This is a genomic window from Halorhodospira abdelmalekii, assembly GCF_016583625.1.
Taxonomy (GTDB): Bacteria; Pseudomonadota; Gammaproteobacteria; order Nitrococcales; family Halorhodospiraceae; genus Halorhodospira; species Halorhodospira abdelmalekii.
This window is the reverse complement of record NZ_NRRN01000018.1, coordinates 1-20,869: the sequence shown is the minus strand read 5'-3', so window position 1 is coordinate 20,869 and position 20,869 is coordinate 1. Positions and strand designations below refer to the sequence as shown.

The 20,869-nt window shown below is 65.5% G+C and carries 19 protein-coding genes and 1 tRNA gene; 9 read left to right on the top strand and 11 right to left on the bottom strand.

Annotated features, from left to right (window positions below):
* Window positions 1-149 precede the first annotated feature (149 nt).
* Both hflX and hfq read right to left on the bottom strand, forming a co-directional pair.
* Window positions 150-1,529 carry a ribosome rescue GTPase HflX gene (gene hflX, locus CKO15_RS05850; protein ID WP_200193492.1) on the bottom strand — a complete coding sequence of 460 codons (1,380 nt, stop codon included), beginning with the start codon at window positions 1,527-1,529 and terminating at the stop codon, window positions 150-152.
* Window positions 1,480-1,752, bottom strand: a complete 273-nt coding sequence (hfq, locus tag CKO15_RS05845; protein ID WP_200193490.1) for an RNA chaperone Hfq — start codon at window positions 1,750-1,752, stop codon at window positions 1,480-1,482. Before hfq ends, hflX begins: the two co-directional genes overlap by 50 nt.
* 269 nt (window positions 1,753-2,021) lie before the next feature.
* Here hfq and mutL point away from each other — a divergent pair, with 269 nt between their 5' ends.
* From mutL to CKO15_RS05830, 3 genes are all read left to right on the top strand, one after another.
* Window positions 2,022-3,863, top strand: coding sequence for a DNA mismatch repair endonuclease MutL (gene mutL, locus CKO15_RS05840; protein WP_200193487.1), 1,842 nt, complete (start codon window positions 2,022-2,024; stop codon window positions 3,861-3,863).
* A complete protein-coding gene (gene miaA / locus CKO15_RS05835; protein ID WP_200193485.1) occupies window positions 3,863-4,816 on the top strand; it encodes a tRNA (adenosine(37)-N6)-dimethylallyltransferase MiaA in 954 nt (317 codons plus the stop codon). The genes mutL and miaA overlap by 1 nt, the downstream gene beginning before the upstream one ends.
* 81 nt (window positions 4,817-4,897) lie before the next feature.
* Window positions 4,898-6,613, top strand: coding sequence for an NAD(P)H-hydrate dehydratase (locus tag CKO15_RS05830; RefSeq protein ID WP_200193483.1), 1,716 nt, complete (start codon window positions 4,898-4,900; stop codon window positions 6,611-6,613).
* On the opposite strand, the gene CKO15_RS05825 is transcribed toward CKO15_RS05830, so the two are convergent.
* Window positions 6,610-7,968 (bottom strand): N-acetylmuramoyl-L-alanine amidase, encoded by a 1,359-nt coding sequence (locus CKO15_RS05825; RefSeq protein ID WP_200193481.1) that lies wholly within the window; start codon window positions 7,966-7,968, stop codon window positions 6,610-6,612. The genes CKO15_RS05830 and CKO15_RS05825 overlap by 4 nt on opposite strands.
* A gap of 201 nt (window positions 7,969-8,169) precedes the next feature.
* Window positions 8,170-8,652: a tRNA (adenosine(37)-N6)-threonylcarbamoyltransferase complex ATPase subunit type 1 TsaE gene (gene tsaE, locus CKO15_RS05820; RefSeq protein WP_200193479.1), complete on the bottom strand. Its 483-nt coding sequence runs from the start codon at window positions 8,650-8,652 to the stop codon at window positions 8,170-8,172.
* Between the two features lie 12 nt (window positions 8,653-8,664).
* Between tsaE and queG the strand changes: the two genes are divergently transcribed.
* Entirely contained in the window at window positions 8,665-9,831 is a 1,167-nt protein-coding gene (gene queG / locus CKO15_RS05815; protein ID WP_242464599.1) for a tRNA epoxyqueuosine(34) reductase QueG, read from the top strand.
* 65 nt (window positions 9,832-9,896) lie between these two features.
* Here the strand turns inward: queG and panD are convergent, their stop codons facing one another.
* The 5 genes from panD to pcnB form a co-directional block, all read right to left on the bottom strand.
* Entirely contained in the window at window positions 9,897-10,277 is a 381-nt protein-coding gene (gene panD / locus CKO15_RS05810; RefSeq protein ID WP_200193477.1) for an aspartate 1-decarboxylase, read from the bottom strand.
* A 196-nt stretch (window positions 10,278-10,473) separates the two neighbouring features.
* The gene (gene panC, locus CKO15_RS05805; protein ID WP_200193566.1) at window positions 10,474-11,406 is read right to left on the bottom strand and encodes a pantoate--beta-alanine ligase; all 933 of its coding nucleotides are present in this window, start codon (window positions 11,404-11,406) and stop codon (window positions 10,474-10,476) included.
* Window positions 11,407-11,439: 33 nt separating this feature from the next.
* Window positions 11,440-12,282 carry a 3-methyl-2-oxobutanoate hydroxymethyltransferase gene (panB, locus tag CKO15_RS05800; RefSeq protein WP_200193475.1) on the bottom strand — a complete coding sequence of 281 codons (843 nt, stop codon included), beginning with the start codon at window positions 12,280-12,282 and terminating at the stop codon, window positions 11,440-11,442.
* A 67-nt stretch (window positions 12,283-12,349) separates the two neighbouring features.
* Complete coding sequence (gene folK / locus CKO15_RS05795; protein WP_200193472.1) at window positions 12,350-12,967, bottom strand: 2-amino-4-hydroxy-6-hydroxymethyldihydropteridine diphosphokinase; 618 nt, start codon at window positions 12,965-12,967, stop codon at window positions 12,350-12,352.
* The gene (pcnB, locus tag CKO15_RS05790; RefSeq protein WP_420842120.1) at window positions 12,964-14,460 is read right to left on the bottom strand and encodes a polynucleotide adenylyltransferase PcnB; all 1,497 of its coding nucleotides are present in this window, start codon (window positions 14,458-14,460) and stop codon (window positions 12,964-12,966) included. Before pcnB ends, folK begins: the two co-directional genes overlap by 4 nt.
* Before the next feature lie 84 nt (window positions 14,461-14,544).
* Here pcnB and CKO15_RS05785 point away from each other — a divergent pair.
* Both CKO15_RS05785 and CKO15_RS05780 read left to right on the top strand, forming a co-directional pair.
* Window positions 14,545-14,619 (top strand) — tRNA-Glu (locus tag CKO15_RS05785).
* 64 nt (window positions 14,620-14,683) lie between these two features.
* Window positions 14,684-15,151, top strand: a complete 468-nt coding sequence (locus CKO15_RS05780) for an RDD family protein (protein WP_200193470.1) — start codon at window positions 14,684-14,686, stop codon at window positions 15,149-15,151.
* A gap of 71 nt (window positions 15,152-15,222) precedes the next feature.
* On the opposite strand, the gene lptG is transcribed toward CKO15_RS05780, so the two are convergent.
* Window positions 15,223-16,368, bottom strand: a complete 1,146-nt coding sequence (gene lptG / locus CKO15_RS05775; RefSeq protein WP_200193468.1) for an LPS export ABC transporter permease LptG — start codon at window positions 16,366-16,368, stop codon at window positions 15,223-15,225.
* A gap of 1 nt (window position 16,369) precedes the next feature.
* A complete protein-coding gene (gene lptF, locus CKO15_RS05770; RefSeq protein ID WP_200193466.1) occupies window positions 16,370-17,581 on the bottom strand; it encodes an LPS export ABC transporter permease LptF in 1,212 nt (403 codons plus the stop codon).
* A gap of 126 nt (window positions 17,582-17,707) precedes the next feature.
* Here lptF and CKO15_RS05765 point away from each other — a divergent pair, with 126 nt between their 5' ends.
* From CKO15_RS05765 to CKO15_RS05755, 3 genes are all read left to right on the top strand, one after another.
* Window positions 17,708-18,142 carry a DNA polymerase III subunit chi gene (locus tag CKO15_RS05765; RefSeq protein WP_200193464.1) on the top strand — a complete coding sequence of 145 codons (435 nt, stop codon included), beginning with the start codon at window positions 17,708-17,710 and terminating at the stop codon, window positions 18,140-18,142.
* Window positions 18,139-18,960, top strand: a complete 822-nt coding sequence (locus CKO15_RS05760) for a hypothetical protein (protein ID WP_200193462.1) — start codon at window positions 18,139-18,141, stop codon at window positions 18,958-18,960. Before CKO15_RS05765 ends, CKO15_RS05760 begins: the two co-directional genes overlap by 4 nt.
* Window positions 18,929-20,869, top strand: a 1,941-nt coding sequence (locus tag CKO15_RS05755) for a valine--tRNA ligase (RefSeq protein ID WP_200193460.1), incomplete at its 3' end; no start/stop codon positions are given. The genes CKO15_RS05760 and CKO15_RS05755, both read left to right, overlap by 32 nt.

Genomic DNA, 20,869 nt, shown 5'->3' with positions numbered 1-20,869 from the left:
GACTCCATCCGTCTACGAAGCGCCCCAGGAAAAGGGGGATTCTATTTGGGTTGGGCTCATTGTCGCAACCTTCGCGGCCCGATGCGAGCACGACGCGCCCAAAAACAAGACCGGGTGTGAAGGGGCGAGGGGCGAATAGAAGCCGCTGGCTAACAGGGCATATCGGCCGCCTGCCACTCGGTAATCCGCTCCGGCAACAAACCCTCGCGGACACACAGGCGCTCGAGCTCGTGGTGCGGCAACTCAACAGCGACCTCCAACCACCCACTCTCGGTATAGCGCTCCTCCAAGACCTGCCCGATGCGAAAGAGCTGCGCGCGCAGCCGCCCCTGCTCAGGGGCTAACAAGATCTGCCGCCGCACTCGCAGCGGGGCGATGCGCGCGGCAATGGCTGCCAGCAGCTCGTCGAGCCCAACCCCGTCGCGGGCCGAGATGCGCACCCCAGCGCAGCCGTCGGCATCATCGTTCAGCCGCCCCGGCGTCAAAGCCGTGGTATCGACCTTATTGTAGACCCGCAGCGTCGGCACCGCCTCCGCCCCGATCTCGCTAAGCACCGCCTCGACCTGCTCGATTTGGTGCTCGCGCTCTTCGGCACCGGCATCGATGATGTGCAGCAGCAGATCGGCATCGCTCACCTCCTCCAGCGTCGAGCGAAAGGCGGCGACCAGATCGTGCGGCAAACGGCTAATAAAGCCGACCGTATCGGAGATCACCGCCGCAGTGCCGGCGCCCAAATCGACGCGCCGCCAGGTCGGATCGAGGGTAGCAAAGAGCCGATCTTCAGCCAGCCGTGAAGCACCGGTCAGGGCGTTAAAGAGGGTCGTCTTGCCAGCGTTGGTGTAGCCGACCAGCGAGACGACCGGCAGCTGCCGGCGGCGCCGCGCTTTACGCCCCTGCTCGCGGGTGCGCCGCACCTTGCTCAGGCGCCGCTCAATCTGCTGCATGCGCCCGCCGATCAGGCGTCGATCCATCTCCAGCTGCTTCTCACCCGGACCGCGCAGACCGATACCGCCCTTTTGCCGCTCCAAGTGCGACCAGCCACGCACCAGCCGGCTTGAGACGTGTTTAAGCTGCGCCAGCTCGACCTGCAACCGCCCCTCGAAGGTGCGCGCCCGCTGCGCGAAGATATCAAGAATCAGTCCGGTGCGATCGAGCACTCGGCAGCCGAGGTCGGCCTCTAAGTTGCGCTCCTGCGCCGCCGACAGCGGCTGATCGACGAGCACCAGCGCCGCCTCCAGGGCCTCGACCTGAGCAGCCAGTTCAGCGACCTTACCACGTCCGATGAAGGTCCTCGGGTCGGGCGCATCGCGCCGGTGGCTAAACCGGCCGACGACTTCGGCACCGGCCGAGTCAGCCAAAGCGACAAACTCATCGGCGGCATCCAGGGCATCGCCAGGCAGACGAACGTGAACGGTCACCGCCCGCTCGCCGCCTCCGGGGCGACTAAAGAGGTCGGCCGGCCCACTGCCGAGGGTATGCTCAGAGATCGCTCTCCTCCTGGCCGCCTTCGCTCGCGACCGCGTGCTCATCGTTAAGCTGCGGGATACGCACCCGGCGCGCCGGCACGATCGTTGAGATCGCGTGCTTGTAGACCATTTGACTGACGTTGTTGCGCAGCAACACTACGAAGGGGTCGAACGACTCGATCTGCCCCTGCAGCTTGATCCCATTGACTAGATAGATCGATACCGGCACTTTCTCCTTGCGTAGGGTATTGAGAAACGGCTCTTGCAGCGATTGCCCCTTCGCCATGGCAATTGGCCTCGTCAGTTCGTTATTGTTATAAGGTGGCAGCGAACGCCCCGGCGCCGGCTCGTCCGGGCCGATCCAGGCCCCTCCAGGCTCGTCACGCTGCCCCGTTGCGCCACTTACAATCCCGTCGCTCAGTCTACTGATGATACACGGCCGCTGACCAGTAGTATCGGGCGTGTTACCAGCGACAAGCGGATTCGCTGTACGCTCGACGCCGAGGAGTGAGTCGCTGCGGGGATCAGCGCCATGGTTAATGATAGAGGGATTCGATGAGCGCGCGTGCGATCGAACCACTGCCCGATACCTTGATTGATCAGATCGCTGCTGGTGAGGTGGTCGAACGGCCCGCTTCGGTGGTCAAGGAACTGGTCGAAAATGCCCTCGATGCCGGCGCCCAGGAGATCGAGGTGATCGTCGAACGCGGCGGCAAGCAGCGCCTGCGCGTCCGCGACGACGGCCACGGCATCGCCCCTGAGCAACTGGCACTGGCGCTACGCCGTCACGCTACGAGCAAGATCCGCGCATTAGAGGAGCTTGAGCAGGTCCGCAGTCTCGGCTTTCGCGGCGAGGCCCTGCCGAGCGTCGCCGCGGTCTCGCGCTTAACCCTTGAGTCGCGCACCGCCAACCACGAACACGGCTATCGGCTGCAGGCCCATGACGCTGCCAGCAGCGCCGAGCCACAGCCGCTTGCCCACCCGCTCGGGACCACCGTGACGGTCGACGACCTCTTCTACAACACGCCAGGACGACGGAAATTTTTGCGCGCCGAGCGGACCGAGCTCAACCACATCCAGGAGGCCCTACGCCGCTTGGCCCTCGGGCACTTCGGCGTCGGCTTTAGCCTCTGCCATCAAGGGCGCACACTGTGGCGCCTCAACCCGGCACACAGCGAACAAGCGCAGCAGCAGCGTCTTGCACAGCTGCTCGGTGAGGCCTTTGCCGAAGCCAGCGCCTATGTCGAGATGGAGGGCGCCGGGATGCGCCTGAGCGGCTGGCTCGGACTGCCGACGGCAGCACGCCGACAAGGCGATCTGCAGTATCTCTTCGTCAATCGTCGCCTGATCCGCGATCGCACGGCGGCGCACGGGATTCGTCAAGCTTACCGCGATGTGCTCTACCGTGATCGCTACCCCGCCTACGTGCTCTATCTGGAGATCGATCCGCGGCAAGTCGATGTCAATGTCCACCCGATGAAGCACGAGGTGCGCTTTCGCGACGGCCACACGGTGCACGAATTTCTCGCCCGGCGCATCGCCACCGCGCTGGCGCAGATCGAGCCTGCGACTACACTGCCGACGGGGGCACTGCCGACTGGGGCGCCACCCGCTGACGCTACCGCCGCATCGGCATCGGTACCGACATCGACACCCTCGGCAACGGCGCCGAGGGCACCCACCCAATCGCCCACCCCGCCGCGGCAGTCAACTTTAGCGCTGGGCGAGGCGAGGCGTTTGTACGGGCGCTGGGAGCCTGCGGAGGATGCCGCAGCGGCAGAGGACGAAGAGCCGCTACTCGGCTACGCCGTCGGGCAGATTCGCAGCGCCTATATCCTCGCTGAGTCGAGCCGTGGGCTTTGGATTGTCGATATGCACGCTGCCCATGAACGCATCGTCTATGAACGGCTCAAGGCGCAGCAGGCCGGCCCCGGGCGTGTCGAGATGCAAGCGCTGCTGATGCCGGTTACGATGCCGGTCACCCCGGCAGAGGCGGAACGGGTTGAGCGAGCCAACGCAGAGCTAGAGAGTGTCGGCCTTGAGGTCGATCGCTGCGGACCGGATCGGGTCCGCGTGCGCGCAGTGCCAGCGCTGCTGAGCGGGGCCGATCCAGCCGAGTTGCTGCGTGAAGTGCTCGCCGAGTGGCCGGAGTGGGGCGATCGTGACCCCGCTGCCGGGATCGCCCCGACCCTCCACCCTGCCATCCAGCGCGTACTGGCGCTCATGGCTTGCCACGGCTCAGTACGGGCGGGGCGGCGCTTGACGATCGCCGAGATGAACACCCTGCTGCGCGAAATCGAGCGAACCCCGCGAGCAGCACAGTGCAACCACGGCCGCCCGACCTACGCGCTGCTCGATGACACTGCGCTCGCACGCCTCTTTAGCCGGGGGCGCTGATGGGCACACTCCCGGTGGTCTTTCTAATGGGGCCGACGGCAGTCGGCAAGAGCGCCTTAGCCCTTGAGATCGCCCGTCTGCTGCCGGCGGAGATCGTAACGATCGACTCAGCGCAGATCTACCGTCAACTCGATATCGGGGCGGCCAAGCCCGACGCGGCGGCGCGCGCGCGCTGCCGCCACCACTTGCTCGACCTGCGCGATCCGGCGACCCCTTATTCGGCCGCGGAGCTGATCGACGACGCCCGCACAGCGATTGCGCAGATTCGCGCACGCGGCGCCCTCCCGCTGCTCGTCGGCGGGACTGGGCTCTACTTTCAAGCGCTGGAGGAGGGCTTCTCCCCCCTACCGGCAACCGATCCACACATTCGCGCCGAACTGGCCGCCGAGCTCGCCCGCAGCGGCGTCGTAGCCCTGCATCGGCGGCTGCAGCGGCTCGACCCACCGACTGCCGCGCGCCTCCATCCGCACGATGCCCAACGCATCCAGCGTGCCCTCGAAGTCGAACGCTTGACCGGCCGGCCGCTGAGCGAAATCCAGCGCCAGCCGCGGCTACCAGGACTCACCGAGAGACCGCTTAAGGTAGCCCTGTGGCCGCCCTCTCGCGCCTGGCTCCACGCCCGCATTGAGCAGCGCTTTCGCTACATGCTCGCCGCCGGCTTGGTCGGTGAGGTGCTTACTCTCTACCAGCGCCGCGACCTGAGCCCAGAGTTGCCAGCGCTGCGGGCCGTCGGCTATCGTCAAGTCTGGCACTATCTGACGGGGGAGTGGAGCCACCGACAGATGATCGAGCAGGCACTCGGCGCCACGCGCCAATACGCTAAGCGGCAGCTGACGTGGATGCGTCGCCACTTCGCCACACCGGCACTGCAACTGACAGCCGACGACGATCCGATGCAGCACGCCGCCGCCGAGTCTGTAGTGCGCGCCGTTGAACGGTTTGAGCACGCTTGACGACCAACGCCGTCAACCACTCCCCGACTGTTGGCCGGCACGAAGGGTGAAAGTCCACCACATTCACAACAGGTCATAACCATGCCGCACCTTCCGCGCGCCCTCTACACCCCGGAGCAAGTCCGCGAGCTTGATCGACTCGCCATTGAGAGCGGTGGCATCCCCGGCGAGCGCCTGATGGAACGAGCCGGTCAGCGCGCCTATGCACTGATCCGCGCCCGCTGGCCGAGTGCCCGCCGTCTCCGGATCTTTTGCGGCGGCGGCAACAATGGCGGCGATGGTTACATCGTCGCGCGCTTGGCGGCAACCGCCGGACTCGATGTCGAAGTCTATTGCCTCTGCCCACCAGAGCAACTGCGTGGCGATGCGGCACGAGCGGCCAAACGCTACCTCGAGACCGGCGCCCCCTGTTACCCCTTCGTGGCGTCAGCCCCCCCGCCGCCATCGGCCGAGAGCGCCGCGCACGGCTCGCTGCAGGTGCCGATGCGAGAGGGAACCGTCTTCATTGATGCGCTCCTCGGCACCGGCCTTGATCGCCCGGTAAGCGGCGACTATGCAGCGGCGATCGCCGCGATGAATGCCGATTCCGCCCCGGTACTGGCTATCGACATCCCCTCCGGGCTCCACGGGCGCACTGGCGCCGTGCTCGGCTGCGCCGTACAAGCCGATGCAACCGCAACCTTTGTCGGCCTTAAAAGCGGCCTGCTGACCGGTCGCGGGCCGGCACTCTGCGGCCAACTCTTTTTCGACGACCTCGGTACGGCAACGCTTTTGGCAACACTCTTGGAGGACCGAGCTGAACCGCTCGAACCCTACGCCGAACGGATCGACGCAGCCATCCTGCAACAGACGCTACGGCGGCGCCCGCGGGATGCCCACAAGGGGCTCTACGGCCATGTATTGATCGTCGGCGGCGGTGCGGGGATGGCGGGCGCGGCCCGTCTAGCCGGCGAGGCAGCACTGCGCAGCGGAGCCGGCCTGGTCAGCGTTGCGACCCGCCCCGAGCACGTCGCTGCCATTGTCACTGCGCGCCCCGAGTTGATGGTTCACGGCATCACGCAGCCGGCCGAACTCACCCCGCTGCTTGAGCGCTGCAGTGTGCTCGTACTCGGCCCCGGGCTCGGAACCGACGCCTGGGGCGAAGCACTCTGGCTCGCCTGCCGAGAGTGGTGCCGAGACTGGCCCGGCCCCACCGTCATCGACGCCGATGGGCTTAACCTACTCGCCCGCTATGGTGACCTTGCCAGCTACGATCACAGCAAGCCTAGCCAGTCCAGCGAGTCCAGCGAGTCCAGCGGCGACCACAGCCGCAACCGAAGAGACGACAACGAAGGGCTTAGCATCCCCACTGCCGGGCTCCAGCACGCCACCATCCTCACCCCCCACCCGGGCGAGGCGGCCCGGCTCCTCGCTACCGATACGGCCACGATCAACGCCGATCGCTTCGCCGCCGCCCGCGCCCTGCAGCAGCGCGCTGGCCCCTCCGGGGTGGCCATCCTCAAGGGCGCCGGCACCCTCGTCGAAGATGGTCAGCGGTGCGCGCTCAGCGACACCGGCAACCCCGGCATGGCCAGTGCCGGCATGGGGGATCTGCTCAGCGGCATCCTCGGCGGCCTACTTGCCCAAGGGCTCAGCCCCGCTGCGGCGGCACGCTGCGCTGTCTACTTGCACGGCTGCGCCGGTGATCGCGCTGCGGCCAAACACGGCGAGCGCGGCCTGCTCGCCAGCGACCTGTTCGATGCTTTGGGGCGACTGATCGACGGCAGACCGCGCCCACCGAAACCCTTTACACTCTAAGGAATCACCAAGGTACTCCCGGCGCGGATGCGATCGCTGCTCAGATTATTGGCCTGGCGCAGCGCCTCGGGGGTGACGTCGTAGCGGCGGGCGATCACGCTCAAGTTTTCGCCGCGCCGCACTTCGTGCTCGCGCACGCCATTGCCCCCCTCCTCGGCGGCGATCCGGCGCATCTCCGGCAGGATGTAGTTCTCGGCGTAACGACGCACCGCTGCTAAGACACCGTCGGCGAGCGCGCGCTGGTAGTCGGGATCGTTTAACCGCCGCTCCTCCTCGGCGTTGGTCATAAAGCCCAACTCGACGAGCAGGGAGGGCATATCGAGCGATTTCAGCACCGCGAACCCAGCCTGATCGACCCGGTTGCGCAGCAGATCGGCGTGGCGATCGAGCTCGCTAAGCATGTAGTCGCCCATCGCTAAGCTGGCCTCGATGGTGTGTCCGCGCGATAGATCGAGCAGCACCGAGCGCAGATTCTCATCCTTATCTTCCAACGAGACACCGCCAATAAAATCGGCTGCATTCTCACGCTGCGCTAGCATGCGCGCCCGCTCCGAGGTTGCACCGTCGAGCGACAGGGCGTAAACACTCGCCCCTTTGACATTGGGATTCTCCGCCCCATCGGCGTGGAGCGAGATGAAGAGATCGGCGTTGTGCCGGCGCGCCTTGCGAGTGCGATCACGCAGCGGCATGAAGTAGTCGCCTTCGCGAATCATCAGCGGCTTGAGGTTCGGCTCCTCCTTCATCAAGGCTTCGAGCTTGCGTGCTACGGCCAGCACGACATCCTTCTCGTAAGAGCCACCGGGGCCGATCGCCCCCGGGTCGACCCCGCCGTGCCCGGCATCAATGGCCACAACGGCACGCTGTCGCTGCCGTTCGGCCGCTGAACGGACCGGCTGGCTGCGCCGCTGCGCTGGCCGCTGCTCGGTGGCGTCAGCACTCTGGGCCTGGGAAGCAGACTGCTCCACCTCCCCTCCCTGGCGTGGCGTCAGATCGACCACGACGCGCTGCCCGTCACTGCCGCCGGGACCGACCACAAAACTGCGCGAGTCGACACTGCGCTCCAGATCGAGCACGATGCGCAGCACCCCGCCCTCCTGCATACCGCTGCGCACTCCACGCAGCAGACCAGAGGCAGCAGGCAGCTGATCGGTACGCAGCTCTGTCTGCGGGAAATCAATCACGACCCGTTCGGGCTCACGCAGGGCAAAGAGCTTATGCTCGACCTCGGCGTCGAGATCGAAGACGATCCGCAGCCGCTGCGACTCGGCCTCGATCTCGACCCCTTGCAAACCGGCAGCAGCAGCCCACACCCCCCCAGGGAGCACGAAAAGCCCCAGCAGTGCAAAAGTGGCCACGACTCGTCGGCGCACAGAACCCCCTAGCCCAGCGGGCGGTGACTCGACCCAAAAGGTGAAGCGCTCCTCTTTAGGTTAGGTCTTCAACAGGCAGCGGCGCAAGGGTTTTTCTTGGCAGACTCGATAGATATAAGAAGAAGTTCGGAGATCACAAGAAGTCACGGGAGAACGCCGGGAGTCAGGCGTAGCGTCTCGACTGCGCTATCGGGTGTCATCGGGAGCCAGGGCCGCGACCACCGCCTGCCCGCGCCCCGTATGCGCCGTCACAGTAAGCCGTCGGCCGGAAGTGGCGGCACAGACCGCCAAGTGCAACTCAAGATCAGGCGCCGGCAAAAACCCAGCGCCGCGCTGCGGCCACTCGATCAAGGAGAGAACGTCAGAGGCACCGATCTCCTCTGCGCCAATAAAGGCGAGCTCTTCGGGGTCGGCAAGGCGATAGAGATCGAGATGCAGCACTCGCCCAGCGGCGGTCTCGTAACACTCGAGAAGTGTATAGGTCGGGCTGCGCACCGTACCGGTTACCCCGCGGGCACGCAGCAGCGCCCGGACCAGGGCCGTCTTGCCGGCCCCTAAAGTGCCACTCAGATAGACGACCCCGCTGTTGCCCAACGCCCGGCTGAGCGTGGCCCCGTAGACGACGGTCGCTGCTGCATCGGGCAGCTCGACTTCAACGGCGGAGATCATTGCCGTACCCTGATGGATATGCCATACGCTGACCGTTCCATCATACCCTCACCCCCGCGACCTGCGGCACTAGGCGCGGCCAATTCCGATAGCTCGATCGAGCCTGCGCCTCACCCTCAAGTCGCCGCGCTGCGCACCTGGGCTCGCGAGCTCGGCTTTGCCGACTGCCGGGTCACCCACGCCGGGGCACTGGAACACGACGAAGCCCACCTCATGCGCTGGCTGCAAGCGGGGCGGCACGCCGAGATGCACTTTATGGCCCGTCACGGTCGTAAGCGAGTGCGCCCACAAGTGCTCTTCCCCGGTGCCCGCTCGGTGATTGTCGTTCGCCTCGACTACCACCCGAATCACGCCGCCGACGCGCTCCGGGTTCTCGCCACCGGCGAACGCGGTTACGTCGCCCGTTACGCCCTCGGACGCGACTACCATAAGCTGATGCGCAAGCGCCTCGCCGAACTCGGTAGCCGCCTCGCTGCAGCCCACCCCGGGATACGCTACCGCCCTTTCGTCGACAGCGCCCCGCTGCTTGAGCGCGCCTTAGCCTGCCGGGCCGGCATCGGCTGGATCGGCAAACACACCCAACTGCTCTGTCGTCAAGCCGGCTCCTACACCCTGCTTGGAGAGCTGATTACCGATCTTGCGCTGCCCGTCGACCACCCGCACGCAGCGGGGGCGTGCGGCAGCTGCCGCGCCTGTCTAAAGGCCTGCCCGAGCGGGGCGTTAACCGGCCCCTACCAGCTCGATGCGCGCCGCTGCATCGCCTATCTGACGGTCGAGCACCCCGGCTCGATCCCGCTCGCTCTGCGTCCGACGGTCGGCAACCGCATCTTCGGCTGCGATGCCTGTCAGCTCGCCTGCCCCTGGAACCGCACCGCCGACACCACGCAGACGGCCGACTTCGAACCGCGCCACGGCCTCGACGCCCCACAACTGGCTATACTGTTGGGGTGGGATGAAACCCACTTCCAAAGGCAGACCGCCGGCATGGCGATACGCCGCCTGGGGCACGAGCGCTGGCTGCGCAACGTCGCCGTTGCCCTCGGCAACAGCCCACCGTCGCAGCGGGCGCAGGCGGCGCTCGAACGCCGCCTGACCCACCCCTCGGCCCTGGTCCGCGAACACGTCAGCTGGGCGCTTGCGCGTCAGCAGCGCCCTACACCGCGTTCCACTTTGGCTTAGGCCAGAAACATTAACTTAGGCCAGAGACAGGCGCTCGGCAACCTGGCGCTCGGCAACCCCCCCCATCAGGCAACCTGCAGGGGAATCGCACCGCGGCGCTGGGTGATGCAATTGCCTTCGTCGAGGTAGACGAGGCGCGGCTGGAAGTGGGTAAGCTCCTCTTGCATCACCCCGGCGTAGGCACAAATGATGACCCGGTCGCCGGCGTTGCACTTATGGGCCGCAGCGCCGTTCATCGAGATCATGCGCGACCCCCTTTCGCCGATGATGGCGTAGGTCACGAAACGCTCACCATTTTCGATGTTGTAGACGTGGATCTGCTCGTACTCGCAGATCCCCGCCGCCTCAAGCAGATCGAGGTCGATGGCGCAAGAGCCTTCGTACTCGAGCTCGGTCTGGGTCACTCGCGCCTTGTGGAGCTTCCCCTTGAGCATCGTCATTTGCATCACTGATTCACCTCGTACCACGCTGTCATTTTGGGGGCTGAGCGCCATCCACACGGTCAGGTACACAACCATGCAGCCCCAAAGCTCGCAAACATGATTGCAGCATCATGTGCACCTGCACAATCCCAAAGCTCAGCAATTATGCCCTGCCGCCCCCCCTCAGGCAATTCTCTGTCACGATCGGTTCACGACCGATTCACGATCGACCCAGCGGGCCAGTCTCGACATTATCGATCAGTCGCGCCCGGCCTAAGCGCGCCGCCCCTAAGCAGACGAGCTGCTGCTCGTCGCCGCGCGGTGCGGCCAAGTCATCGCTGCGGCGGATCGCCACATAATCGACGGCATCGAAACCAGCCGCACTCAGCCGCTGCCGCCCCTGCACCTCCAGGTCGGCCCATCTGGCCACCTCCTCAGCGGTCGTGCGCGCCCCACCCCGTGTCAACGTCTCGGCCAGATCCCGCAGCGTAGCGTAGAGGGCTGCTGCAGTGCGCCGCTGCGCCGGATCGAGATATTGATTGCGTGAACTCAACGCCAACCCATCCGGTTCACGGACCGTTGCCGCAGCGACAATCTGCGTCGGCAGATCGAGATCGGCAACGAGCTGTCGCACCACTTGCAACTGCTGATAGTCCTTACGCCCGAAGATGGCAAGATCGGGCTCGACGATGTTTAACAGCTTGGTAACAACCGCCGCCACACCGGCAAAGTGGCCGGGACGATCGGCACCACAGAGCGTATTGGTCAACGCCGGCACGTCGATCTGCGTCCGCAGCGCGCCGGCTGGGTAGATCTCGTTGACCGGCGGGGCCAAAACCGCTGCAACCGGATAGGCGGCGAGCGCTTCGAGATCGGCAGCGAGCGTGCGCGGGTAGGCAGTGTAGTCTTCGCTCGGACCGAACTGCAGCGGATTGACGAAGATCGAGACCACCAGGCGATCAACCTGTGCGGCCAGCTGCTCGACGAGCTGTAAGTGGCCCCGGTGCAGATTGCCCATCGTCGGCACCAGCCCAATCCGCGCCCCGGCGGCGCGCCACTCTCGGGAGAGTGCACGCATGCGCGCGCGCGTCTCGATTACACAAAAGACCGCTTCTGTTGGGCCTGTTGTACCTGTTGCATTCGGTGCGCTCATTACGCCTGTTGCCATGCTTGCCAACCCGTTGCCTTAGAAGCTGTGCTGCGGAGCGGGAAAACGCCGACCCTTGACGGCGACGACGTAGCGCTGCAGCGCCCCGACGACCCCCGTGCCGCCGCCCCCCTCACTCCCTTCACTGAGAAAGTCGTGGGCAAAACGCGGCGGCTGCGCGGTCACCCCGAGCACGTCGTGAAGGACCAAGATCTGCCCATCACACCCGCCCCCGGCTCCGATCCCGACAACCGGCATCCGCAGAACAGCGGCCAAGTGTTCGGCCAACGGCGCCGGTACGCACTCTAAGATGAGCAGATCGGCACCCGCCTGCTCCAGGGCGCGGGCGTCGGCCTCCATCGCCTGCTCCTCGGCCGCTGTCCGCCCTTGCACCCGGTAACCGCCAAGCTTATGGACGCGCTGCGGCTTCAGACCGAGGTGCGCGCAGACTGGAATCCCATTCTCGCTCAGTCGCGCCACCAGTGCTGCCTGCTCAGCACCGCCCTCAAGCTTGACCATTTGCGCCCCGCCCTCCTTCATAAGCCGTCCGGCGTTGTGCAGCCCGAGCTCAACGGCGGTGTGACTCATAAAGGGCATATCGGCGACGACTAAGACGTTGCGCACACCGCGGCGGACACAGCGGGTGTGATAGATGATGTCGTCGACCGTCACCGGCAAGGTCGTCTCGTAGCCCTGGATGACCATCCCGAGCGAATCGCCGACGAGCAGCAACTCGACACCGGCGCGTTCGCTCGCAGCGGCGAAACTAAAATCGTAAGCGGTCAGACAAGCAATGGGTTCGCCTGCCGCCTTCATCGCCGCTAAGCGGGCGACGGTTACCGGGGCACCAAGCGGGGCAACAACGGCATCCGTAGGGCTCATAGTGCGAGATCTCGTAGGTGCTGTAATCGATTCAGGATGCGGCAGAGACGCCGCTTATGGATAGACGCTATAAAAGTTGATCGTACTCCGGCTCGGTCGAGCACCCAACCGACCGCTCCCCGCCGGAGCGGTTGCGATCGGGCAGCGAGCACGCCGGCGCTGGTAGACGCACCAGCGTGCTACGATCGAGGTGCGCTGCGAGCTCGGCAGCCCGTCCCTGTCCTGGAATCAGCGCTGTCGGAGCGATCTCGGCCAGGGGATACAAGGCAAAGGGGCGCTCTGTCAAGCGGGGATGCGGCACCTGCAGCTGAGCGCTCGTCGTGCACAGTTCGCCGTAGAGCAGCAGATCGAGATCGAGCGTCCGCGGCCCCCAGCGCTGCTGTGGATCGCGCCGGCGCTGCTGTCGCGCCTCGATCCGGTGCAGCGCTGCAAGCAGCCGCTCGGCACTCAGGTGCGTGCGCAGTTCGGCCACGGCGTTGACGAAATCGGGCTGCGCCGCCAACCCGGGAGCCGACAGCGCCGGATTGCGATAGAAGGCCGACAGCCCGGTCAGCTGCGAGACCGGCAACTCTGCTAACCGCCGCACCGCGACGGTCAGCTGCCACAGCGGATCCCCCAGATTGCTGCCCAATCCGATGTAGGCAGCCACCGGCGTAGCGGCTGCACTGTCCGCTTGCGCGCTCATCCGTCGCCGCTGCCGCCGCTGTCGGTAGCCGGAGCGCCCCGCTGCGTCCGCGCGCCCCCTCGGCGACGGCCACCGCGGCGGCGTCCAGGCTTAGCGGCACTGCGCTCGCCCGTCGACGCCGCTGCCGTGACCTCTTCGACCTCGGCCGTCAGCTCCGATGCACCGGCGACCGGAAGCGACCGCGATGCCGCAGCACGGCGCGTAGTGGCACGGCCTGCAGCGGCATCTGGGGACGCCGGCGCCTGCTCTTGGAGCTGACGCCACCACTGTGCTAGATCGCCCGGAGCATCACCGGCGGCGGCCCGCAGCTCAAGAAAGTCGTAGGCAGCACGAAACCGCGGATGCCCCATCAACCGCTGTGCCCGCTTGCCGCCGCGGCGCGCCAAACGCGACTGCATCGCCCAGATCTCGCGCATCGGGATGCTAAAACGCTTCGGTAAGGCGATGCGCGCTTGCTGCGCCGCCTGCACTTCGGCTCCGGCCTGCTGCAGCGCTGGGGCTGGCGACTCACCAGCGGCACGCAGTTCGCGCTCGCGCAGGCGAACCGCCGGCCACAGCAACGCGGCAAAGAGAAAGGCCGGCGTCACCGGCTTATCGGCGCCGATACGCTCATCGGTGCTGCGCAGCGCTGCGGCCAAAAACGGCACCCACTGCCGGTCACCGTCGGCCTCCAAGGCCGCCGTCGTCACCGGCAACAGCGGCGCAAAGAGACCGTAGTGGCGCAGCATTTCGAAGGCCTCCAGCGCCATCCCGGAGAGAAAGAGTTTCAGCGACTCATCGAAGAGGCGAGCCGGTGGCATCTCCGCCAGGCTTGCCGCCAACTCGGGAATCGGCCGCGCCGTGCTCGGGTGGATGCGGAACCCTAGCTTCAGAGCAAAGCGCACCGCCCGCAACATGCGCACTGGATCCTCCCGGAAGCGCTCGTAGGGCTCACCGATCAGGCGGATCAGGCCACTCTGCAGATCTTGCATACCACCGGCGTGGTCGACCAGCGAGAAGTCCGCTATGTTGTAGTAGAGGGCGTTGACCGTGAAATCGCGCCGCAGGGCGTCTTCAGCGAGCGTGCCGTAGACATTATCGCGCACGATGCGGCCGTTCTCGTAAGCGACATCTCCCTCAAGATCGTCTTGGGCGGAGGAGTGCAGCGCCCGAAAGGTCGCCACCTCAATGATCTCAGGCCCAAAGCAGACGTGCGCAAGACGAAAACGCCGTCCGATCAGACGGCAATTGCGAAAGAGCCGCCGCACCTCCTCGGGGCGGGCATCGGTCGCGACGTCGAAGTCTTTCGGCTCGCGGCCTAAGGAGAGATCGCGCACCCCGCCACCGACCATGTAGGCCTGGTAGCCGGCCTTGCGCAGCCGGTAGAGCACCTTGAGGGCGTTGTCACTGATATCGGCTCGCGAGATCCGATGCGCATCGCGAGGGATAATGGTCGGCTCGACCTTCGACAGCTCGCCCTGACTGAGAACGCTTTCGCTATATTCCAACGAAATGTCCAAACACCCTTGTCCATAGAGTACGGATCGGTATAATACCATCCTCAAGGCGATCAGTTCAGCCTTTGCGGTATCTGTTTTGCTCCCATCGTCTAGTGGTTAGGACGCCGCCCTCTCAAGGCGGTAACAGGGGTTCGAATCCCCTTGGGAGCGCCAAACTGGCAGCGGCGAGGAGCGCACGATTCCGCGCCGAACTCGAGTGATCACTGCGAGACGAGCCGTGCCGACGCCCTCCCCGAAGCGACCTCAGCCACCACCACAGCCGCCCGCCTTTTGGACTCGCCTCGCCGCGCTTTTCTACGATACGCTGCTCGCGCTCTCCATCGTTGTCGTCGCCACCCTGATCTACTTGATGCTGGGCGCCTATTTCACCGGAGCCGAAGACGTCAACACCGGCGACTCTCTGCTGCGCGTCTATCTAGCCGCCATCCTCTACGTCTTCTTCGTCGGCTTCTGGATGCACGATGGAGCAACCCTTGGTATGCGCGCCTGGGGGCTCTACATCGTCGATGCGCAAGGCCAGCACCCCGACCTCGGCCTCGCCAGCAAGCGCTTTCTCTTCGCCATACTCTCGTGGCTGCTGCTCGGTGGCGGCTTCCTCTGGGCGCTATTTGACCGCGACAAGCGCACCCTGCACGACCGCCTGGCCGGGACCTGGGTGCTCAAGAGAAGCCCGACCAGATCATAAAAACCTTTTTTTCAAGGCGCTCCTCTCTCCGGGCGCTCCGGGCACGAGTGCTGGACCGGCAGCGTAGCGATTCAGCGCACCCGCAGCGTCCCCCAAACTCCAACAGCCATAAAGAGCAGCGCCGGCAAGAGCGCAGCTAGCGAGGGCGGTAAGCCGTAGACGATCCCCGCCTGCCCGAAGGCACGATTGAGCAAAAAGAATCCAGCCCCGAGCAAAATCCCTAGGACAATCCGCTGCCCCGCCCCTGAAGAGCGTGCTGCCGTGAAGACCAGCGGCACCGTTACCAGGATCATGGCCAGGGTCGCTAACGGAGTTGCCACCTTCTCCCAGAGCGCCAACCGATACTGCGCGCTATCGAGTTCATTCGCTTCCAGATAGCGAATGTAGGTCGCCAGCTGCCCAGCCGGTAGACTCCGCGGGTCGGCGACGACGACGCCGAGCACCTCCGGGCTCAAGGCCCCATCCCACTGCCACTGTTCGAACCGCTCCTGCTGGATCAGCCCGGGCACCCCGATAACACCGGGATAGGCCGAGAGCTGCGCAAACAGGGCGCTCGCTCCCGGCTCCTCGCCCGGCGCGACGATCACCTCCGGCAGCGGCGCCAACTCCATGACAGCCACCGCGGAGAAGACCCAGCGATCGCGCCAGTAGTGCGCATCGGCGGCCTCGATGCGTTTAACCAAACGCCCGCTATCGAAGCGGTAGACCGTCACCCGCTCCAGATGAGCACTTGAGCGCGGGCGCTCGGCACGCAAGAAATCGTCGCCAACGCGCGCCCACAGCGCCCCATCTGGACCGGTCCGCAGCCGGTCGGCCTCGGCCACACCACGCATCGCCGCCGCCTGACGCTCCGCTTGCGGCACCAAGTACTCACCGATGGCTGTTGCAAAGAGCGCCAACACCAGACCGCCGGCGAGCACTGCGGCGGCGATCTGCAACACCGAGACGCCGGCTGCGCGCATCGCCGTCAGCTCTTGACGTGCCGCTAAGGCCCCCAGCCCCATCAGCGTGCCGATTAAGGTCGCAAAGGGGAAGGCCTCGTAGGCCAGCTCCGGCACCCCAAGGGCGGCCTCGATCAGGATATCGCCGGTCTCCTTGCGCGCATCGGCGACCCCATCGACCAGAGCGAAGACGAAATCGAGCGCCAAAATTGCGACCAGCGCCACCAGCGAGGCACCAATCACCACACGCGCCAAATACCCGGTCAAGATCCACATCTTAGGACTCACGCCGATCCGGACCACTGTCTTCAGTCCGCGGCCCACTCTGTGCGCTCTGTGCGGCAGCGGGCTGCTGACCGCCCACCGCCCCAACACCGGTGCCACCAGGCCACAGCCGCCAACGCCGACCGAAGCGCCGCCACGTCCACACCACGGCCACCATAACCCCGAGCGCATGCACCCACAACAGACCGAGTTCACCCGGGATGTCACCCTGCTCGATCCACTCGCGCCCGGTACTCAGCAACTGAAAGTAGACCACGAAGACCAATACCGCGCTGAGCAGCTTACCGTAGCGGCCATCACGCGGCTCGGCCTTGGCCAGCGGCACCGCCAACAACGTCAATACCACCACCATGAGCGGCATCGAGGCCCGCCAATGCAGCTCGGCCCAGTCGCGCGCTGAACCGCGCTCCCAGAGCTCAATCGAAGGCGTCCCCTCGCGATCGCGCCTGACCTCAACCGGCTCATACGTATCGACCAGCAGGCCGTGCCGCTCAAAGCGGGTCACGCTCCAGTCGAGCTCGCCCGGGCGGCCGTCGTAGCGATAGCCGTCGCTGAAAATAAAGTAACGCTGGCCGCTCTCCGGATCGAAGAGCTGCTCGCCACGGGCGGCGCGCACAATCGCCTCGCGATCGGCATAGCGGACATGCACGAAGATCTCCTGCAGCTGCCCCCCCTTCGTCGCCCCACCGGCGTAGATGGTCCCCTGTCCTCCGCCAATAAAGCGCCCCTCGCGCAACGCCCCGATATCAGCAGTTCGTGCCGCCTCCTCGATGTAGACATCGCTGGTATAGCTGGCCCACGGCGCCACGAAGAGGCTCAGCAACGCCACCAGCAGCGCCACCGGCACTGCCAGATAGAGCAACCCGCGAGCGATCCGCGCCGGCCCCAGGCCACAGGCCGCCAACACCGGCAGCTCGCTATCGCGATAGAGGCGCCCCATCGCCAGCACCAGCCCCAAAAAAAGCGCCGCCGGGATCACCACTCCGAGATAGCGTAGAATTTGCAGTCCCATGAGGGTGGCCACTGCTGCGCTGGGCAGCTCACCGCCGGCGGCCTCGGTCAAGTATTCGATGGTGCGATTGGCCGCCAAGACGACAAAGAGCACCAGAAAGACCGCCACCATCGCCAGCAGCGCCTCGCGCACCAGATAACGGTCGACGATCGACAGCGGATGAGGGGGGAGGTAGATGTGCACAAGCACCATACCTTTCCGTACACTATGGTTTAAGGTCGCGCAGAGGATACTAGTGGATCGAAGGAGCCCAGGGAAGGCTCAGCGCAAAACCCCGACCTCAACCAGATAACGCAGCACGCCGAGAGGAGCTAAGAGGTGACCGAGATCGATTTCTACATCATCGATCAAGCGGGCGCGAGCGCGCGTGAACAACTCGCCTGCCGCATCGCCGAAAAGGCCTACGAACGGGGGCTGCGCGTGCTGCTGCTGACCGCCGACGATGAACAGAGCGCACGCCTCGATCGCCTGCTCTGGACCTTCCGGCAGGGCAGCTTCATCCCGCACGCTGTCCAGCCAGAGCGCGAGGGTGAGCCCGTCACTATCGGACAACAGCCCGAACTGAGTGACGATCCAGTGCTGATCAACTTAACCGACACCGTACCGCACACCTGGGCGCAGCGCCAACGCCTCAGCGAGATCATCGACCAACGCGAAAGCGTCGTCACTCCCGGACGGCAACGCTATAAGAGCTATCAACAACACGGGCACAAACCGCGCACGCATCGAATCGGCGAGGGGCGAGAGCGGTGAACGAGAAGACGACACAGAGCAGCAATACACCCCGCCAGACCGGCCCAAGCCAGCGGGGGCCGAGTTCGCCGGGACCTGGCCAGAAGAGCTCGGGCCAACAAGAGTCACAGAGGCCAGAGTCACAGCGGCCAGAGTCACAGCGGCCAGGGCCAGAGCCACAGCGGCCAGAGTTACACCGCACACCGCCGACAAACCACACCCCCGCAGGTGTCAAGACCACGGCGGAACACACTACAGCGCCGAGCGAACTCGACCCAATTGCCGCAGAGCCCGAAGCCCCCACCCCGCCGCTGCTCTACGACGTGATCTTCACCGGCGAGCAGGTTCGCCAGGCCGACGGTCCGTGGCTCGGTGAAGCGGCACCGACGCACACGGCAGCCGCTAGCGAGCCGCACTTACCGGCGCCGCCACCGCCCTCCATACGAGCCTTGTGGGAGGGCGATGCGCAGTTGCGGGAAGAGGCAATTGCCAGCATTCCGCCGACGGTGCGCCACGAGATCGAGCAACGCGCTCAGCGCGCCCTGCTGCAAGAGCTGCGCAGTGAACTGGCACAACGACTCCCGGCAGTACTGCAGCAGAATCAGCATGTGCTGCGCCACACCGTCGATGAGGCTTTGCGGGCGGCGCTGCGACAGGCGCCACAAAAGACCACGGTCACGCAGACCACGCAGACCGCGCAGACCGCGCAGACCACGCAGACGGTCGCGGACACGGACACGGACACGGTCAAACAACGACAGCAACAGCACTCAAGCAGCGACCCACTCACTCAGACAAGAGGCTTAGATGGAGAAGACGTACGACCCGAGCGCCATTGAGAGCGAGCTCTACACCCTCTGGGAGCAAGGCGGCCACTTCGCCCCCAGCGGCACCGGCGAGCCCTACTGCATCATGATCCCGCCGCCGAACGTCACCGGCACGCTGCACATGGGACACGCCTTCCAAGATACCGTGATGGACGCCCTCATCCGCTATCAGCGCATGCGCGGACGCAATACGCTCTGGCAGCCGGGGACGGATCACGCCGGGATCGCCACCCAGATGGTGGTCGAGCGGCAATTGGAGGCCGAGGGACTGACCCGGCACGATCTCGGGCGCGAGCGCTTTCTTGAGCGGATCTGGCAGTGGAAGGCGGAGTCTGGCGGCACGATCACCCGGCAGCTGCGCCGCATGGGGGCCTCGGTCGACTGGGCGCGCGAGCGCTTTACCATGGACGATGGGCTCTCGCAGGCGGTCACCGAGGTCTTTGTCCGCCTCTATGAGGAGGGGTTGATCTATCGCGGCGAGCGTCTGGTGAACTGGGACCCGGTGCTGCATACCGCGGTCTCCGATCTGGAGGTGATCGCCGAGGAGGAGTCGGGCCACATCTGGCATATGCGCTATCCGCTCAGCGACGGCGAGGGGAGTGTTGTGGTTGCCACCACGCGCCCGGAGACGATGCTCGGCGATACCGCCGTTGCGGTCCATCCGGAAGATGAGCGCTACGCCCACCTGATCGGGGGCACCGTCCGCCTGCCGCTGGTCGAGCGCGAGATCCCGATCGTCGGCGACGACTACGTCGACCCGGAGTTCGGCAGCGGCTGTGTGAAGATCACGCCGGCTCACGACTTTAATGACTTTGCTGTCGGTGAGCGCCACGGTCTGCCGCGTATCAATATCTTCACCGAAGAGGCAGCGATCAACGACAACGCCCCGGAGCGCTATCGCGGGCTCGACCGCTACGCGGCACGCGAGCGTGTCGTCGAGGATCTGCGCGCCGCCGGCCTGCTCGTGGAGGTCGAGGCGCATACGCTGATGGTGCCGCGCGGTGATCGCAGCGGGGCGGTGATCGAGCCATACCTCACCTGGCAGTGGTTTGTACACACTGAGCCGCTGGCCAAGCCGGCGATCGCGGCGGTCGAAGAGGGGCGCATCCGCTTTATCCCCGGCAACTGGGATAAGACCTACTATGAGTGGTTGCGCAACATTCAGGACTGGTGCATCTCGCGTCAGATTTGGTGGGGGCACCGCATTCCGGCGTGGTACGACGAGGCCGGTGCGGTCTACGTTGGGCGCTCGGAGGCCGAGGTGCGCGAGCGTCACGGTTTGAGCGCGACCACTGTACTGCGGCGCGATGAGGATGTCCTGGATACCTGGTTCTCTTCGGCGCTGTGGCCCTTCTCGACCCTCGGCTGGCCGGAGGAGCGCCCCGAGCTGCGCACCTTCTACCCGAGCTCGGTGCTGGTCACCGGCTTCGATATCATCTTCTTCTGGGTCGCCCGGATGATCATGATGGGCCTTCACTTTATGGGCGATGTCCCGTTTCGCGAGGTCTACATCCACGGCCTGGTGCGTGATCCGGACGGGCAGAAGATGTCGAAGTCGAAGGGCAACGTCCTCGACCCGCTCGATATCGTCGACGGCATCGACCTGGAGTCACTGGTCGCTAAGCGCACCGCCGATATGATGCAGCCGAAACTGGCCGCGCGTATCGAGCAGATGACCCGGCGCCACTACCCCGACGGTATCGGCGCCCACGGCACCGATGCACTGCGTTTTACCTTCGCCTCGCTGGCGACGACTGGGCGCGACATCGTCTTCGATCTTGGACGGGTCGAGGGCTATCGCAACTTCTGCAACAAGCTCTGGAACGCGGCGCGTTATGTCTTGATGAATGTCGAGGAGCACGTCGAAGCGGGACACGAAGCGGCGCACGAAGCGGGGCAGGCAGAGGGGGCAGCTGGGAGG